Genomic DNA, 17,054 nt, shown 5'->3' on the forward strand with positions numbered 1-17,054 from the left:
TTCTTATTTTTTTGTGCCTGTTAAGCGACTCCACTCTTGCAAATTTTCCGCCTGTTGCATATCAAACCAAGTGCTATAAGTTTGACTGACTGATTCAACCTGATGATTTAACAGACCGGAAAGAGCAATCTTAGCATGAGAACCGCAATGAGACGAAATTTGCTCAGCTAATGACTCAAGTGGTCCAGCCAGAATATTAGCAACCAAAACATCAACGACGACATCACCTAAAATTTCGGGTTGTCCAATGATTAATCGCTCATCTAATACGCCATTGCGCTTTGCATTCTCGCTGGTTGCAGTAATTGCTTGCGGGTCAATATCAACAGCATAAACTTTACTGGCCCCTAATTTTAAAGCGGCAACCGCTAATATTCCTGAACCACACCCGAAGTCAATGACAGTTTTATTGTGCAGATCGGCCTGATCTAACCACTGTAAGCATAAGCTGGTTGTTGGATGAGTCCCCGTCCCAAATGCCAGCCCCGGATCTAACAGCACATTAACAGCGGTTTCATCAGGGACAGGCTGCCAGCTAGGGCAAATCCATAAACGCTCACCAAATTTCATTGGCTCAAAACGGCTAATCCACTCACGCACCCAATCTTTATCTTCAACCTGTTCAAATTTCTCATGGGCTGTAAACTCACTGAATGGATTTTCCTGCCAAACAGCCAAAACTTCGTCTGTGTTAATTTGTGCATCAAACAACACCATCATCTGAATATCATTCCACAAAGGTGTTTCACCTGGCGCGGGTTCATAAATTGGATTATCGGCAGCATCTTCGAGCGTGACAGATAGTCCACCCAACATCATCAGTTCATCGCCAACGGCATCGGCATAAGTTTTAGTTGTGGTTAATTTTAGTTGCAACCAAGGCATAATTTAACGTTAATCATTGATAAGTGGGGCTAGTTTAACTGATTTTTTTGAATGAATAAAAAAATGCTCTACACAAATGTAGAGCATGAGGGAATAAAGCGAAATATTTATCGAACAATTCGATTAAAAACCGATAAAAAAAGCATTGCGGTTTTTATTATTGCCCTTGCGATATGACTGAATATACTCTTCTGTTTATTGGCTAGTTCAACCCTGCCATCAAAAAACCATTAACCAGAAATACCAAATCGAAAGGGATCATCATCATTAATGATAACGCTGGCACGCAGGTTGACAAAGGCTTCACCCGTAATATTAGGTATGAGATTTTCGCCAACTAATTCAATTTGGCCTTCGAAAATACTGCCAATAATACTTTGTTGTCGCCAGACTTGCCCCTCTGCTAACTCACCGTCGGCGTAAAGACATGCCAATTTAGCCGAAGTTCCGGTGCCGCAGGGTGAACGATCATATTCTCGGCCTGGGCACAACACAAAACTCTGACTATCTGCAACCTGGTGATCAGTGGGCTTGGCAAATAGCTCAATATGATCGATTTCTTGTCCATCCTTGCCGGTAATATTGGCTTTAAGCAGTGCTTCTCTGACTTTAACGCCATAATCGGTGAGTTGCGGAATATTTTGTTGAGTTAATGTCAGTCGGTGAACCTGTTCCTTTATCAGAAAAAACCAATTGCCGCCCCAGGCAATATCACCGGTAACTTCTCCAATCCCTTCAACCTCAACAGATACACCTTTAGTCAGTCGAAAACTGGGAACATTTTTTATCGTAACTCGGTTGGGTGTTAACAAATTAATTTGAACATTTCCCACGGGTGTTTCAATCCAGTGAGTGCCTAAACCAATTTTTCCCATTTCATAAAGAGTAACCGCCAGCCCAATTGTGCCATGACCACACATGCCAAGATAACCTACGTTATTAAAAAAGATAACGCCAGCGGCATTGTCTGGATGGCAGGGTTCACACAATAATGCGCCGACCATCACATCTGCACCACGAGGCTCATTCACTAACGCCCGGCGAAGATGATCATACTCATCGCGAAATCTGAGCAATCGCTCAGCCATAGTACCGTTTCCTAGGTTGGGTCCACCACTGACAATAGTACGCGTTGGTTCACCGCCGGTATGAGAATCAATAATTGTTAATTCATCTCTCATGCTGCCACTACCATTTTGTCACGATCGCTTCGCCATAACCATTTTATAAAAAAGCGCTTCAACGTTATAAGCTCTCAGTTGTCCAGCGACCATCAATTTGTCGCCAAATGTCTCCCGGATTGCGATCCGCTAAAATATCAGGCAAACGATTTTGCCTAACACCATCAAAGCACTTTAACGCAGCAAAACGCTTAATTGCCGCAGGCATACCAACTGCGGTAAATCCTGGATGTCCAGCCGCAGGAAACGGTCCGCCATGATTCATTGCTGGAGAAACAGCAACCCCAGTTGGCATCTTATCATTGAGTATACGTCCAACTTTTTGACGCAAGACAGGCTCAAGCAACTGATAAGCGTCATCGTCACGACCATCACTGTGAGAATAAAAGCAACCAGTTAAGTTACCTTCAAGCTGCTCAATAATCCTGTGTGTTTGAGCTACGGATTTGCTGCGAATAATTAATGAAGCATTACCAAATATTTCAGTTTGGAAAAGTTCACTGGCTTCAATAAATTGTTGCCCCTTAATACTCAGTAATCGGTTTGACTGACAAAAGCGTGGGCTTTCCTCAAGCGAAGCCTGAGTTAACTCGATAGCGCCGCCATCAATCAATGTATTGATATTATTTTGAATATGCTCCGCTGAAACCGGTGACAAGAGTGTACCTACAGCAGCCGATGAAAATTTTTCTGCGATGGTATTGACCAGTTTATCGGCCGATGCATCATCGGGAACAATCAATAATCCAGGTTTAGTGCAAAGTTGTCCAGCAGCCATGACGCAGCTATTGGTAAAATCGTTTGCGATGGTGTCCGCATTTTCAACGACGGCACCAGGCAAAACAATTACCGGATTAATGCTGGATAATTCCAGATAAATCAGTTTTCCCGCTTTTTCAGCTGCATTTTTTAGCGCAAGCCCCGCAGGACGAGAGCCTGTAAATCCGGTAGCCGCAATGCGCGCATCACCAACCAGTTTTAATCCGGAATCATTCGACATTGCATAAATAAGCTGTACCGTAGCTTCTGGCAAACCCACATTTTGAACTGCTTTAAATGCCAATTCCGTCATCAACCGAGTCGTTCCCGGATGCGATGGATGGGCTTTGATAATGACAGGATTTCCGGCAGCTATAGCTGCCGCAAAGTCACCACCTGAAGCGCTGCCAAATGCCAGTGGAAAGTTATTTGGCCCAAATACAGCAACCGGACCAATCGATTGCAACATTGCACGGATATTATTTTTTGAATCGATAATTGGCATCGTCCAATCCGCATTGAGTGCTGCACTGGCAGCCTGACGCAGTTGCGAAGTTGTGCGTGGTAATTCCACATCAGCCAGACGCGGCGTTACCGGCAAACCGGTTTCCAGATTAGCCATTTCAACAATTGACTGACTGTTTGCTTCAATCAAATCGGCATATTCATTTAAAAATTGGGCAATTTGTTGGCGAGTCACCTGTTGCAACTGCTGATAGGCTTCGCTTGCCGCATTTAACACGGCATCACAATCTTGCCAACTCGATACGGGATAGATATCTGACAGGCAATCACCATTGGTTGGGTTAAACGCTTGGAACTGGCTTTCAGCATTGGCTTGACGCCATTGTCCGTCAATTAAAACAGGGCGTAGTGTCATGAGATATTAACTCCCCTCTTAAAAAGTAAGTGCAAAGAAGCATTCAACGTAGTAAAACTTAGCAACGAGCCCTAACAAAATGCAATTTAATCAGAGTGCTCAGTGTAAGAGGTTTGTTACAAACCGCGAATGTGCGAATGCTCCAACTGAGAATGGAAAGAATCCAAAAGACCGAGCACTAAAGGCTCGGACGATTTTCGATTGCTTCACGATATAAACGTTCGACATAAGCACGTTGCTCACCTTTTAGAGGCAAACGTGGCGCTCTTACGCGTTCAGAGCCACGTCCGGCAAGCTGCTCTGCAAACTTAATACACTGTACCAGTGTTGGAATAGTATCAAGACGCAGCAAAGGTAAAAACCAACGCCAGATTTCTCGGGCTTCAGCATATCGACCTTCGCTGGCGAGTTTAAAAATTGCGACCGATTCTTTTGGAAATACGTTAGTTAAGCCCGAGATCCAACCTGTTGCGCCAAGCATTAAACTCTCTAAGGCAATATCATCAACACCACCAAACACAACATAACGATCACCAAATTCACGGAATAATTCAGTAATGCGGCGAGTATCTTCTGTCGCTTCTTTCACCGAAACAATATTTGGCGTTTCAGCCAGTACCTTCATGCCTTCAATTGAAACATCAACACCATATGTAATCGGATTGTTGTAAATCATAATTGGCAAACCGGTTGAAGATGCCACTTGCTGATAATGATAAATCGCTTCATCTTCAGTTGAACGATAAACCATACCGGGTAAAACCATTAATCCATCAATACCAATCTGTTCGGCATCTTTAGCATATTGTTGTGCCAATGCGGTCGTTGTTTCGGCAACACCACTTAACACCGGCACTCGACCATTAACAGTTTTCACCGCAACTTCCATCACTGATCGCTTTTCTTCTGCAGACAAAGAGCAATTTTCACCCACTGTACCGCACACAATAATGCCATGAACGCCATCGTTGATCAGTTCGTCCAACATTCGGCTGTTGCTCTCGTGATCGATAGAAAAATCCTCTTTAAACTGGGTAGTTACTGCGGGATATACGCCTGTCCAATTTACATTCATCTTTTTGCCTCAATAAAAAAAATCTGCTAAATAATACCCATCATCAAAACAATTCCAGTCCGGGCTAAATTTGACGACATAAGATTAACATTATTTTGTATACAATAAAACATATTTTTGTTATTCTTCGTGTCTTGATTGGCTAAAAGACTGAAGTTGTAATCACCACAATCCTTCATACCACTTTAAGCACATGATTTTTTGAATATTTAGATCTATTCATGTGATAAGCGATGTCAGGCATTGTGAATAATAACGGCAATTGGTCAAGTGAGTCGCCTCACCCCCAATACACTATTTTATATAGCGCTATTAGTCGGGTTAACTTGCAACAATTGCTCATAGCGGTCGCTATTTGCAAACTTTAGCAAACTATTAGGTCAAATTTGAAATATTTAAAACTGGAGTATAGCGCTTGTCTAAATTCACTCATGATGTCGTTGTCGTTGGTGCAGGCATTATCGGCACTACCATTGCGGAGCGCTTACAATACGAAGGTAAACGGGTTTTATTAATAGACCGCAGTGCACCAGGCGAAGGTTGTTCAAAAGGCAACGCGGGCCATTTTGCTACCGATGTTATTTTACCGCTAGCCAATTTTAAAACCTTACTACAAGTGCCTAAATTACTCCTCGATCCGCTTGGCCCATTAGCAATCAGCTGGTCATATTTTCCTCGCTTATTGCCTTGGCTGATGCGCTTTGCTTGGGCAGCCATGCCCCATAAAAGTCAGCACTCCATTGATGCTTTAAAACAGTTAAATCGTCCTTCCATAGCAACCTTTGAAACACTCTTAGCCCGAACCGGTCTTACCGACTTGATGAGCCAGCAAGGTGCACTAACCGTTTTTTCTACGGAAAGTGGACGGCGAAAATGTCTGGCACACGCAGCATTAGTTGAACCACATGGAATCAATGTACAAATCTTATCGACTGAGCAGGTCAGCGCATTTGAGCCAGCTTTAAAAAGTTCGATATCTGGCGCACTTTACTTTCCCGATACCGCCCATACGATTAACCCTTTTCGATTGGTCACGGCTTTGTTTGCACAATTTATGGCGCAAGGCGGCAACTTTAAACAAGATAGTGTCATTGGCATTGACGCATCACAGACGCAAGTGACATTAAAAACCACCACAGCGGATATTACTGCAAAAGAAATTATTATTGCTTGTGGCGCCTGGTCGAAAGATTTATTAAAAACAATGGGACATAACGTTCCACTGGAAACAGAGCGAGGCTACCATTTGATGCTGTCAGATCCGCAGGTCAAAATAACCCGTCCTATCACCAGCTTTGAACATTCATTTGTATTAACACCAATGGAGGAAGGTTTGAGATTAGCCGGAACAGTAGAACTCGCCGGATTAAACGCGCCAGCCAATGAGCGACGTGCGCTGCAATTGCTGCAACATGCACAAAATATTCTTACCAATGTTAATAAAAACCATTATTCCACTTGGATGGGACACCGTCCTTCTCTACCAGATTCACTACCTATAATTGGCCGTTCACCAAAAAACTCAAACGTTATTCTGGCATTTGGTCATCAACATTTAGGGTTGACTCAAGCTGCGGTCACCGCGCAAATTATCAGCCAGATTATCCATCAACAGGCACTTTCGATTAATATTGAACCTTACAGTATTAAACGTTTTAGCTAGTTTGTTTGCGTAAATTAATCAGGCGTAAGACGTTTTCTTTTTGATCTCTAATGTGAGTGCGCAGTGCAATTTCCGCCCCCTGAATATCGTCTTCAATTAGTGCGTTAAGAATATCCCGGTGCTCTTGTGCCATGCCTGACTTGACGCAAATATCAACCGAGGCATAGTCAAACAACGCCGTATAAAATTCACCATGACGCTTAAAAAAATCCTGAATATAAAAATTATCACATAAATTAATCCAGTAATCATGCAGTCGGTTATCTATTTGTGAAAGATCGGCATTGTCATTCACAACATTACCATCGCGCATTTTTATCAGCACATTTTTATTCATATAAGGCCGAGCGAGTTGTAACGCTTTTACTTCTAAATTTTCTCTAATTTCTAAATAGTCCTGCATATCTTTTTGACGAAAACTTCTCACTTTCCAGCCACAACGAGGAACATGTTCGATTAACCCGGTACCAGCAAGCCGTGAAAAAACCTGACGAATAATCGTACGCCCGGTAGTATATTTTTTGGCTGTGGCTTCTTCGCGTAAATATTCGCTGTGATTTTCCAGACAAAGTTTAACTATGTCATCGGTAATCTTTTCATCCAGATAAGAAGTGGCTTTTAGCGGCTTGGTAAACTCTGCATTTTCTTCGGGTTGAACATTACCCGATGGAATGACCATTCGTTCCAATCGACCATTGGCTTTACGATTAATAATATTCTCTTCAATTAATTCGTCAATAACCTGACGAATTGGTGTTAAACTGACAGAATAATAGTCTGCAATAGATCCTAATGTTAAACGAAATGGTAGTTTTGAGTAGGTTCTAATTTGATGAGTTAAATCTTGTTTTATTGTATCTGTTACCTTAGTAGTCATAATACCTCTGTCAAATTAAACTTATTAAACGCTGTCCCAATAAATACAAATAGAATGAATAAAAAGTCAAATAAATAAAAATCCGGCTCATCAAAAATGAATTGAATTAAAACACTGAATTAAATTAAAACAATATATCATCCTATGCACTTTACTTTATATGAATTTATCATCTTGAATTTTAATCATTATCATGATTATTAATTATTGCAATTTTTCAGCGCTTACAGATACAATCGCGTACAATATCACAATAACTGAAAATCATAATGAAACCCGATTATATTAAACGAATATTACATATAAGAAAACTGTTAAGCCAGTTATCTTATGATGCGATCATTATATCTAACGTTCAAAACTGTCAATATTTAAGTGGATTTCATAATTCCGATCCCAATGTTGCCTATTTGGTTATTCATCAACAGTCACTACATTTGATTACCGATTATCGCTATGCCGAACAAGCGAGAAATGAATGCGAAAATATTGAGGTGATTGTTAGAGACCGTGACCATGTCACTCTTGGCGAACAATTTAATTTGTTACTTAATGAAATAGGTGCATCAACGGTTGCCTTTGAAAAAGAGTATTTCAGTTATTTTTTATATGAACATATCCAACAATCATTGCAAAATATTCAGTTAAATGGCGTAAAAGGCTGGGTAGAAAAATTACGCATGATTAAAGATGAAACGGAAATCAACAATATCCGTCAAGCCGCAGCCATTGCCGATGAATCATTAGCGCAATTAGTTAAATTCATAAAGCCAGGAATGAGCGAACGAGATGTCAGTCTTGAGCTTGAATATCAAATGCAAAAACAAGGTTCACAAGGACTTTCATTTCCAACTATTTTTCTTTCAGGTGAGCGCACATCATTACCTCACGGTATTCCATCACAACGAAAATTAACCGCTGGCGACTTAATTATTCTCGATTTCGGTGCTGTCATCAATGGCTATCGGTCAGATATGACACGCACCTTTGTGGTCGGCGAGCCCAACGAAAAACAACTTGATGTTTACCAGGCGGTAAAAGATGCTCAGCAAGCGGGTGTTGCCAGTGTCAAAGCCGGTATGCTTGCACAACATCCAGCCAAAATATCAAAACAAATTCTGGATGCCAGTGGATATGGCAAATATCAAGGTGAGGGATTGGGGCATGGCGTCGGTTTAAATTTACATGAACAACCCTTTTTGACCTTAAAAAGTGACATTGTACTTGAAGAAAATATGGTTATAACCATTGAACCGGGTGTCTATATTCCCGGCTGGGGCGGTATCCGTATTGAAGATGATGTTCTGGTAACAGCAACAGGTTGCGAAATCTTAACGCATTCGCCAAAAGAGTTAATCGTCATAGCCTAAAGCCAATAAAATCTGTACCCCGCAAAGTCTTAACTGACTACTCCCGTCTTCTGGTCGATTATCTCAAAATAGCGCATAGCAACCTAGCGCATATCAACTCTTGATGGGAGATAGCGTAGTGTTTACTATCTCAAGTATTGCAAATTTAATACTATAATTTTTCTCAATAATGATGACGTTGTTAGTAACTTAAACGCATTACAGCACTTTTTTCCGGCGTTTTTCTCAACTCTTTTTTTCTATTTGGCATTTTTTTTCTACACTTAGTTTTACACTATCTCAATCATTTAGGCCAAGATGTATCGTTTTTATATTCTGCTGTTGTTGTTTATAGGAACACATCTTGCCGCGGCAAATAGCCAATCGCCTTATCGCGGCTTTAACAAGCACTTTCACCGATACTCTGTCGAGCAGGGATTAAATCAGGTGACGGTAACCGCAATCTATCGTGATCTGGAAGGCTATTTATGGGTCGGAACACAAGGTGGTCTTGCACGTTTTGACGCCAGTCACTTCGCTAACTTTACCAAAAACAGCGAAGGCAAAACTAAAATCAAGAACAACTTTATTTCAGCTATTACCCAATGTTCTCCCAATATAATTTGGGCCGCCAATGTAACCGGACTAGAAAGGCTTGATAAAACCAAAGGAGAGTTTCAGTTTTTTGATATATTCAAAGATCTCGACAATGGATTAATCACAGAATTATTATGCTGGAAAAATTATTTGCTTATTGGTACATCTGGCGCAGGTGTCTTGCTGTTTGACTTAAAGTCAAATCAGCTTCAAGCACAATATAAAAATGCTCGAGAATCTCAAGTCGTCCCAACGATTGATGGATTATCTTTTATGGGGGACAACATTTTAGTTGTCAGTGATAATACCGTCGAAGTCATCCACTATGATAGCGCTAAAAAATCCTTCAATTTTCAGCAGTACTTAACAAATGTAAAAAACAGTTTCGCTATCACTAAATTTGCCACCAATAAAGTGTTCGTTATTAGTCGAGAAGGCGAACTGACTGAAATTTCTAAACTGAAAGATAGCTGGCTATTTAAATCTCTTGATGTTCAATATAATTCAGAGAATGTGATTAATGTGAAAGATATTGAAAGTAACGGTGAAAAAATCATTATTGGGACCAATGATGGACTTTATACCATTCAACGCAGTGATCTTTCAGTTCATTATTCTACTCACCAAGCCAATGAGCCTCGCAGCCTATCTGACAATAACATCAGAACATTACATTTAGATAAAGACAATAGCGTTTGGGTAGGAACGCAATCACATGGATTTAATCGCAGCTCAATAAGTCCAAGTATTTTTTATCATTTTTCTAAAAGCCTGACCAATGATATTTCAGGTCCACTCTTAGATGTCAGAAGCTTTTTATTCGATGGTGATTTAGAGTTAATTGCAACTGAAAACGGCATGTTTTATCGCCTGCCTAACATGACCTTTTTTTCAAAAATAGATACGCTTTATCCGCAACTCAAATTTTTTGACAATATTTTAGTGACGAGTTTATCCAAAGGTCGTGATGGACATTATTTTATTGCCACACGTGGCTTTGGTTTATATCACTTTAATATTGACACAAAAGCGCTGACTCGCATTAACGGTGATAAAGATCTGGGAAATGTTAACTTTTTAAATTTTGGTTTTTTAAGTTCACAAGGTACACATTGGTTTTCAGCACAAAAAAAGGGTTTAATCTATTTTGATGAGACTCAAAAAAAGCTGGTTTCACCCAACTTAAAACTGACTAAAATGGCAAGAAGTTTTAGTCATGTTATTGAAGATAAAGAAGGGATTTTATGGGCCGGCACAATCGGTGCGGGCCTGATTCGCTATAACCCTAAAAATAATGAAATGACCCAGTACCTTCCCGAAAAAAATAATCCACAAAGCCTTGGTGATGAAGTCATTCATATGTTAACTATTGATTCAAATAATCGAATCTGGGTTTGCACACTCAATGGTGTTAGTATTTTAAATAAAGAAAGAACTGGTTTTATTAATATCAGTAAACCACAAGGACTTGCCAATATTAGTGTCTGGAACATTATTTACGATGGCATCGATAGTGTATGGATGGGACATAGCCAGGGTATTTCGAGAATCGATGAAAAAACACTGCATGTTGATAATTATTCAATTCATGAAGGATTACAAGGACTGGAGTATAACTTTGGCGCCATTAGTCAATCTCCATCTGGTTATATCTATATTGGCGGAACAAAGGGCTTTAATATAGTAGATAATTCTCGCAAAAACATTACTCACCAGCTTAACAATCAAATCTCAATTAGTCAGTTCAGTGTCTTAAAACATAAAAAGGATAATGCCGGCATTATGAAGCCTGACTACTTTTTTACAGATAAAGCACTCAACCTTAGTTATGCAGAAAATACATTTTCATTTCAACTGACTAATCTCGACTTTTATAGTTCTCTGAAAGGAAAGTTTGAATATAGATTAACAGGCTTTATTGATAATTGGATAGAAATGCCAGACGAAACCCGAACCGCCACTTTTATGAATATTGATGATGGCTATTATGAATTCCAGGCTCGAACAGCAACGGGCACCAAGAACAGTCCAATCTTTACATTGCCAATAACGGTTAACGCAATCTGGTGGCAATCCCAACCTATGCTCATTATTTATTGGCTAATCTTTTTTTCAGTGATTATCAGTTGGTTTTATCAGCGATACCGACGGTTTACTGATTTGGAAAAAGCACATCGCTCAACCAGTAGAACAAAAGAGCAATTGCGCTTAAGTCTCTGGGGCTCGGGGGATGAATTATGGGATTGGGATTTTATTGCCAACGAAGTCACACACAGTGGTGAATGTAATTGGATTGATTACCAAGGGTTAAAAGAAACGTTTTCCATTGCCGATATCAAACAGATTATTCATCCTGATGATTACCGTCCGTTTATCGACTCGATTAAATATCATCTCAAAGAATCTATTGATACATTTGATGAAATGATGCGAGTAAGGCACATTAACGGCAACTGGCTCTGGTGCGAATGTAAAGGCAAGGTGGTAGAAAAAGACCAACACGGTAATATATTAAGAATTTGCGGCACAATTAAAGATATTAACGAATTGAAGCAACAAAAAGAAAATTTAGCCAAACTCAACTTAACACTAGAGCAACACGTCGAGGAAAGAACCAAAGAGCTCAAACAGCGTAATCAGGAGTTGGAAAATGCGATTACCATTATTGATCAAACTCAAAAGCAGTTAATCGAGTCAGAAAAACTTGCTTCACTAGGCAGTCTGGTTGCAGGAATATCCCATGAAGTTAACACCCCATTAGGCGTGTCATTGACGGCTGCCACATCACTGCAATATGAAGCCCAAAAAGTTATAAAAAAAGTCGAAGCTAATCAACTGACCCGTACCGACTTTAATGATTTTTTAAAGCACAGTAGTGATTCCGTTGACATTATTTATAATAACTTACAAAAGGCCAGTCAGTTAATTCGCAGTTTTAAGCAAGTTGCTGTAGATCAAACTTCTGACCTTGCAGAAAACTTTCATATCAAATCGTTTTTAGAAACACTCAATATCAGCCTCTCTCCCATTTATAAGCGACATACTGTAAATGTTAAGTTAGAGGTAAAAACCCAATGTAATATTAAAACTTATCCAGGTGCGCTAAGCCAAATTATTACAAACCTGATTATTAACAGTTTAACCCATGCATTTGAGGAACAAAACGATGCTCAAATTCATATTATTGCCGATACCACTGAAAATAATCTCCTCATTATCATTGAAGATAACGGCATAGGCATTCCGCCTAATATCCGAAGTAAGATATTTGCCCCCTTTTTTACAACAAAAAGAGGTAAAGGTGGTAGTGGTTTAGGCCTAAATATTGTCTATACTTTAGTAGTAAACAAATTAAAAGGGGCTATCACTTTTGAACCGGTTCAACCCCAGGGTGCCAGGTTCATTATACAACTCCCTTTAGATGTAACCTATTTCAGGTGAAAAGAATGAATGATGAATTGATTTTTGCAGAAGAACCCATCAAAGGCCATGCAACACAAAGTCGATTATTCGAAAAATTTAAGGTAATGATTGTCGATGATGAGCCCGAAGTTCATGCGGTCACTGAACTATCGTTAAGTGGATTTAAGTTCAAAGGCAGAGAAATTGACTTTATTAATGCCTACTCAGCCAATGATGCCAAGTCACTACTGTCAGAACATACCGATATAGCCGTTATTTTGCTTGATGTTGTCATGGAAACAGAACATGCCGGACTCGATTTAGTCAGTTATATCCGTAAAGATATGCAATATAGTGCAGTCAGAATTATTTTGCGTACAGGTCAACCCGGCCAGGCACCAGAAAGAGAAGTCATCGAAAACTTTGATATTAATGATTATAAATGTAAAACCGAGCTCACTTCTCAAAAGTTATTTACGTTAATGCACGCTAGCTTACGCTCATACACCGATATTATGTCATTAGAGCAATCCAAAATAGGTTTACGAAAAGTTATTGATGCTTCTCGCGGAATATTTGATAAACATGCATTTGATTCATTTATATCTGGAACAATTACCCAGGTTGCTTACCTGCTCGACTTAGATGAAGCATTTATTGTTTCTGATGAAACTCATATTTTTCGTATTGAAGATAGCAAACTCGACAAGTTTTACTTTGTTGATCAATTGGGACAAATTTCGAATGTTTGTCTGGATGAGTTATCGAGTGATGTTCAGCAAAGTGTCTCGCAGGCAATTAAAACCAAAGGCAATATCTTTACGGATAATTCGGTGTTGATCTACTGTGAGAATCGTTATTACATTACAATGTTTTACTTTAAACCTTCACGACGTCTTAGCTCGGTCGATGAAGAACTATTGAACATATTTACAGAAAATATTATTGTTGCGCTTGAAAATATTCGATTAGAAGAAATCATCAAAGAAAATCAAAAAGAAATTATATATCGATTGGGCGAAGTTGTTGAAAATCGTTCGAAAGAAACCGGTAATCATGTAAAACGCGTTGCACTATATAGTGAATTACTGGCAAAGCTTTATCCGCTCGATAGTGAACAGATTGAAATTATTAAACTTGCCTCACCGTTGCATGATATTGGAAAAATAGCGATACCTGATTCCATTTTGCATAAGTCAGACAAGCTCGATATTATGGAATGGGATGTGATGAAATCCCATGCCGAGCGCGGTGGTGATATGCTAGAAGGCAGCGATTTAATATTACTGCAAGCCGGTGCAATTATCGCCAGTCATCATCATGAAAAATGGGATGGTACAGGTTACCCTGAAGGACTCGCGGGTGAAAACATTCATATTTTTGGACGAATTACTGCACTAGCTGATGTGTTTGATGCACTAGGAAGCAATCGGTGCTACAAAGATGCATGGCCCGATGAGAAAATTCTAACCTTTATCAAAAGTGAAAGAGGTAAGCATTTTGAACCTAAATTAGTCGATATTATGCTAGACAATATTGAGCACTTTTTCAAAATTAGAGACTCATTGCCCGATACCCCTGGGTGTGAGCACTAAAACTCATTTTATTAGGTATTATGAATCTGTGTTAGTTACCCTTTGGGTTTATACTTTCATTGTGTAATTACGAAAACAACTGACTGTCGGTGTATAAAAATCTGTATGACTTTTAACTTATGACTTATGACTTATAACTTATGACTTATAACTTATAACTTATAAGAGTGTATCTTACGCAAAGGTTAACTTTTAACAACACCTATCCAAATGTTCCATCAGTAAAAGAGATGAATATTTATTCCCGAAAGCCACAAATGATTGTTACAATAGTCGGTTGTAATCTGTCCAATCACTTCGCTCAAAAATACGCTGGAAACATAATATGCCATTACAATCTCTGCGCCTTAAAAAAAATGAAGAAAAACGTCTTAAAAATGGTCATTTATGGATCTATAGCAACGAGGTCGATACTCAGCAAACACCATTAAAGCAGTTTTCAATCGGTGAGCTGGTTAATGTAGAAGCCTCTACAGGAAAATATTTAGGTACTGCGTACATTAACCCGAATAATTTACTATGTGGTCGGTTGATCAATCGTAATCCACAAATCGCTATTGATCGATCTTTTTTTGTTCATCGACTGAATATTGCTTTATCGCTGCGTCAAAGACTTTTTACCCAACCATTTTATCGTGCCGTTTATGGAGAAAGTGACGGTCTGCCAGGTTTGATTGTAGATCGATTCGGAGAGCACCTGGCTATTCAAATTACCACAGCAGGTATGGAATTATTAAAGTCAGCAATTATTGATGCATTACTTAAGGTGTTTTCTCCAACATCAATATTAATTCGTAATGATACTCGAGCTAGACAAGCAGAAAACTTATCCGATGTAGTTGAACAGGCACACGGTATAACGCCACAAACATTAACAATCACAGAAAATAATACTCAGTTTATTATTCATCCATTTAGTGGGCAAAAAACAGGTTGGTTTTTTGATCATCGCGTTTCCCGCCAGCAAATAGCCCGTTATACCGAAGGTAAACGAGTACTCGATGTTTTTAGTTATATTGGTGCATTTGGTCTGCAAATGGCAAATCATGGTGCCAGCGAAGTCTGGTGTATTGATGTTTCTGGCAAAGCACTAGATGAACTACAAGTGAATGCCCAGCACAATAAAGTTGCCGATAAAGTAACTTGTATTGAAGGTGATGCCTTTTCCGCAATGACGGAACTAAAACAGCAAAATGAAAAATTTGATCTGGTCATTGTTGATCCCCCTGCTTTTATTAAAAAACGAAAAGATCATCGAGCAGGTTTAAAGGCCTATCAAAAAATTAACGAAGCAGCAATGCGACTACTGAGTAAAGATGGCATTTTACTTTCTGCCTCCTGTTCAATGCATTTGAAAACCAGCGAACTACAAGATTGTCTTAGAGCGGGCAGCCGACATTTAGATAAAACATTACAGATTATAGAGCAATGTCACCAGGGACCAGATCACCCAATCCACCCTGCAATCGAAGAAACTCGATACATAAAAGGTTTTATCAGTCGAGTGTTAACCAATCGTTAATTGAATTATATAGATAGCCGATTTGATAGAGCATTCAGTCAAATCGGTCATACCGGTCGCTCGGGTGATATGAATAATTGAGCGATAGAGACTTAAATCACTTCAGCAATAAATCAGTTTAGCTATCGATTAAATCAACCGGCTTATCTTGCAGAAAGTCGCAGATATAATTGCCAAAGCGATCAATCTCGACTAAAAAGGCATCATGTCCATATTGTGATTGATGGGTAATGAAATAGCTGTCAACATCAGCATCCTGTAAACAGGCAAACAACTCTCGTTGTTGTTGTGGAGTAAATAAGATGTCAAACTCTTCGGAGATCACCACCACTTTAGCAGTGATTTTTTCAAATGCAGCGCGGGTTGATGGATAGCTTTTAGTAACATCAAAATGATCCATAGCTGTAGTAATCGTCAAATAACTATTTGCATCGAAGGTTTTGACAAACTTTTGAGCGTTGTAATCCATATATCGAGTAATTTCCATATCTTCTGTATCAGAATTTAAATGGCTATTAAATCGACGATTCCATTCTGCTGAATTACGATAGCTGAATAACCCTAACTTTCGTGCCAGCTTAAAGCCTTCAAGCGATTCGTTCGACTGATAGTCACCATGATTCCAGGCGGGATCAATGCGAATAGCCGACTGCTGAATGTTACGATTAGCAATATTGGCGGGATAAGCTTTATAAGCGGTACAGCTGAGCATCACTCTTTCAACCGAATCGGGGTACTCGATTGCCCAGGTTAGCGACAGCATAGCGCCCATCGAATTACCGATTATCGCGTATAACTGCGCTATTTGCAGATAATCCAAAAGCTGTTTTTGACTATTTACCATATCCCCAATAGTAATTTCGGGAAACTGTGCATTATAACGCCGCTCTGTCTGTGGGTTGATGTTTACAGGACCTGAAGAGCCGAAACAACTCCCCAAGTTATTGATACAAATAACAAAATATTCATTACTGTTGATCGGCTTTGCCTCTCCGACCATATCATTCCACCACCCTTTTTTGGTATTTTGTGGTGTTTTACTCACATGCGCTCCGACAGACAGCGCATGATGGACGACAATCACATTATCTTTTTGCGGACTAAGTTCTCCCCAGGTTTCGTAGACAAGCTCAAGTGAAGGCAGGGACTCTCCTGACTCCAATAAAAAAGGCTCATTTGATTGATACAGCCAGCTACCATCTGGCCGTTGCGTAATTTGTTGAGACATAACTCTAGCTTAATCGCGATAACCCATAAATAAAATTTAAC

At 39.5% G+C, this 17,054-nt stretch carries 11 protein-coding genes; 5 read left to right on the forward strand and 6 right to left on the reverse strand.

The window, feature by feature from the left end:
* Nucleotides 1–3: 3 nt before the first annotated feature.
* The 4 genes from prmA to ABVT42_RS18640 all read right to left on the reverse strand — a co-directional run bounded on the left by prmA (nt 4) and on the right by ABVT42_RS18640 (nt 4,780).
* Nucleotides 4–885, reverse strand: coding sequence for a 50S ribosomal protein L11 methyltransferase (gene prmA / locus ABVT42_RS18625; protein WP_353897425.1), 882 nt, complete (start codon nt 883–885; stop codon nt 4–6).
* Between the two features lie 230 nt (nt 886–1,115).
* The gene (locus tag ABVT42_RS18630) at nt 1,116–2,066 is read right to left on the reverse strand and encodes a proline racemase family protein (RefSeq protein ID WP_353897426.1); all 951 of its coding nucleotides are present in this window, start codon (nt 2,064–2,066) and stop codon (nt 1,116–1,118) included.
* Between the two features lie 64 nt (nt 2,067–2,130).
* Nucleotides 2,131–3,705, reverse strand: coding sequence for an aldehyde dehydrogenase (NADP(+)) (locus ABVT42_RS18635; RefSeq protein ID WP_353897427.1), 1,575 nt, complete (start codon nt 3,703–3,705; stop codon nt 2,131–2,133).
* Between the two features lie 178 nt (nt 3,706–3,883).
* Nucleotides 3,884–4,780 (reverse strand): dihydrodipicolinate synthase family protein, encoded by an 897-nt coding sequence (locus ABVT42_RS18640; RefSeq protein WP_353897428.1) that lies wholly within the window; start codon nt 4,778–4,780, stop codon nt 3,884–3,886.
* A gap of 415 nt (nt 4,781–5,195) precedes the next feature.
* Between ABVT42_RS18640 and ABVT42_RS18645 the strand changes: the two genes are divergently transcribed.
* A complete protein-coding gene (locus ABVT42_RS18645) occupies nt 5,196–6,443 on the forward strand; it encodes an NAD(P)/FAD-dependent oxidoreductase (protein WP_353897429.1) in 1,248 nt (415 codons plus the stop codon).
* Here ABVT42_RS18645 and ABVT42_RS18650 read toward each other — a convergent pair.
* A complete protein-coding gene (locus tag ABVT42_RS18650) occupies nt 6,436–7,320 on the reverse strand; it encodes a GntR family transcriptional regulator (protein ID WP_353897430.1) in 885 nt (294 codons plus the stop codon). The two genes, ABVT42_RS18645 and ABVT42_RS18650, sit on opposite strands and share 8 nt — an antisense overlap.
* A gap of 269 nt (nt 7,321–7,589) precedes the next feature.
* Here ABVT42_RS18650 and ABVT42_RS18655 point away from each other — a divergent pair, with 269 nt between their 5' ends.
* The 4 genes from ABVT42_RS18655 (at nt 7,590) to ABVT42_RS18670 (ending at nt 15,785) form a co-directional block, all read left to right on the forward strand.
* Entirely contained in the window at nt 7,590–8,690 is a 1,101-nt protein-coding gene (locus ABVT42_RS18655; RefSeq protein ID WP_353897431.1) for a M24 family metallopeptidase, read from the forward strand.
* Nucleotides 8,691–8,987: 297 nt separating this feature from the next.
* On the forward strand, nt 8,988–12,707 hold the full coding sequence (locus tag ABVT42_RS18660) for a sensor histidine kinase (RefSeq protein WP_353897432.1): 3,720 nt from the start codon (nt 8,988–8,990) through the stop codon (nt 12,705–12,707).
* Between the two features lie 5 nt (nt 12,708–12,712).
* Nucleotides 12,713–14,263, forward strand: coding sequence for a DUF3369 domain-containing protein (locus ABVT42_RS18665; protein WP_353897433.1), 1,551 nt, complete (start codon nt 12,713–12,715; stop codon nt 14,261–14,263).
* Nucleotides 14,264–14,588: 325 nt separating this feature from the next.
* Nucleotides 14,589–15,785 (forward strand): class I SAM-dependent rRNA methyltransferase, encoded by a 1,197-nt coding sequence (locus ABVT42_RS18670; protein WP_353897434.1) that lies wholly within the window; start codon nt 14,589–14,591, stop codon nt 15,783–15,785.
* Between the two features lie 118 nt (nt 15,786–15,903).
* Here the strand turns inward: ABVT42_RS18670 and metX are convergent, their stop codons facing one another.
* Nucleotides 15,904–17,013, reverse strand: a complete 1,110-nt coding sequence (gene metX / locus ABVT42_RS18675) for a homoserine O-acetyltransferase MetX (RefSeq protein WP_353897435.1) — start codon at nt 17,011–17,013, stop codon at nt 15,904–15,906.
* Nucleotides 17,014–17,054 lie beyond the last annotated feature (41 nt).

Source organism: Aliikangiella maris, assembly GCF_040719265.1.
In the GTDB taxonomy this organism is placed as follows: Bacteria; Pseudomonadota; Gammaproteobacteria; order Enterobacterales; family Kangiellaceae; genus Aliikangiella; species Aliikangiella maris.

Excerpts from the sequence above, each read along its gene's own strand:
- ABVT42_RS18650 (WP_353897430.1), bottom strand. The coding sequence starts at position 7,320 with ATGACTACTAAGGTAACAGATACAATAAAACAAGATTTAACTCATCAA.
- ABVT42_RS18665 (WP_353897433.1), top strand. The coding sequence starts at position 12,713 with ATGAATGATGAATTGATTTTTGCAGAAGAACCCATCAAAGGCCATGCA.
- ABVT42_RS18670 (WP_353897434.1), top strand. The coding sequence starts at position 14,589 with ATGCCATTACAATCTCTGCGCCTTAAAAAAAATGAAGAAAAACGTCTT.
- ABVT42_RS18660 (WP_353897432.1), top strand. The coding sequence starts at position 8,988 with ATGTATCGTTTTTATATTCTGCTGTTGTTGTTTATAGGAACACATCTT.
- prmA (WP_353897425.1), bottom strand. The coding sequence starts at position 885 with ATGCCTTGGTTGCAACTAAAATTAACCACAACTAAAACTTATGCCGAT.
- metX (WP_353897435.1), bottom strand. The coding sequence starts at position 17,013 with ATGTCTCAACAAATTACGCAACGGCCAGATGGTAGCTGGCTGTATCAA.
- ABVT42_RS18655 (WP_353897431.1), top strand. The coding sequence starts at position 7,590 with ATGAAACCCGATTATATTAAACGAATATTACATATAAGAAAACTGTTA.
- ABVT42_RS18630 (WP_353897426.1), bottom strand. The coding sequence starts at position 2,066 with ATGAGAGATGAATTAACAATTATTGATTCTCATACCGGCGGTGAACCA.
- ABVT42_RS18640 (WP_353897428.1), bottom strand. The coding sequence starts at position 4,780 with ATGAATGTAAATTGGACAGGCGTATATCCCGCAGTAACTACCCAGTTT.
- ABVT42_RS18635 (WP_353897427.1), bottom strand. The coding sequence starts at position 3,705 with ATGACACTACGCCCTGTTTTAATTGACGGACAATGGCGTCAAGCCAAT.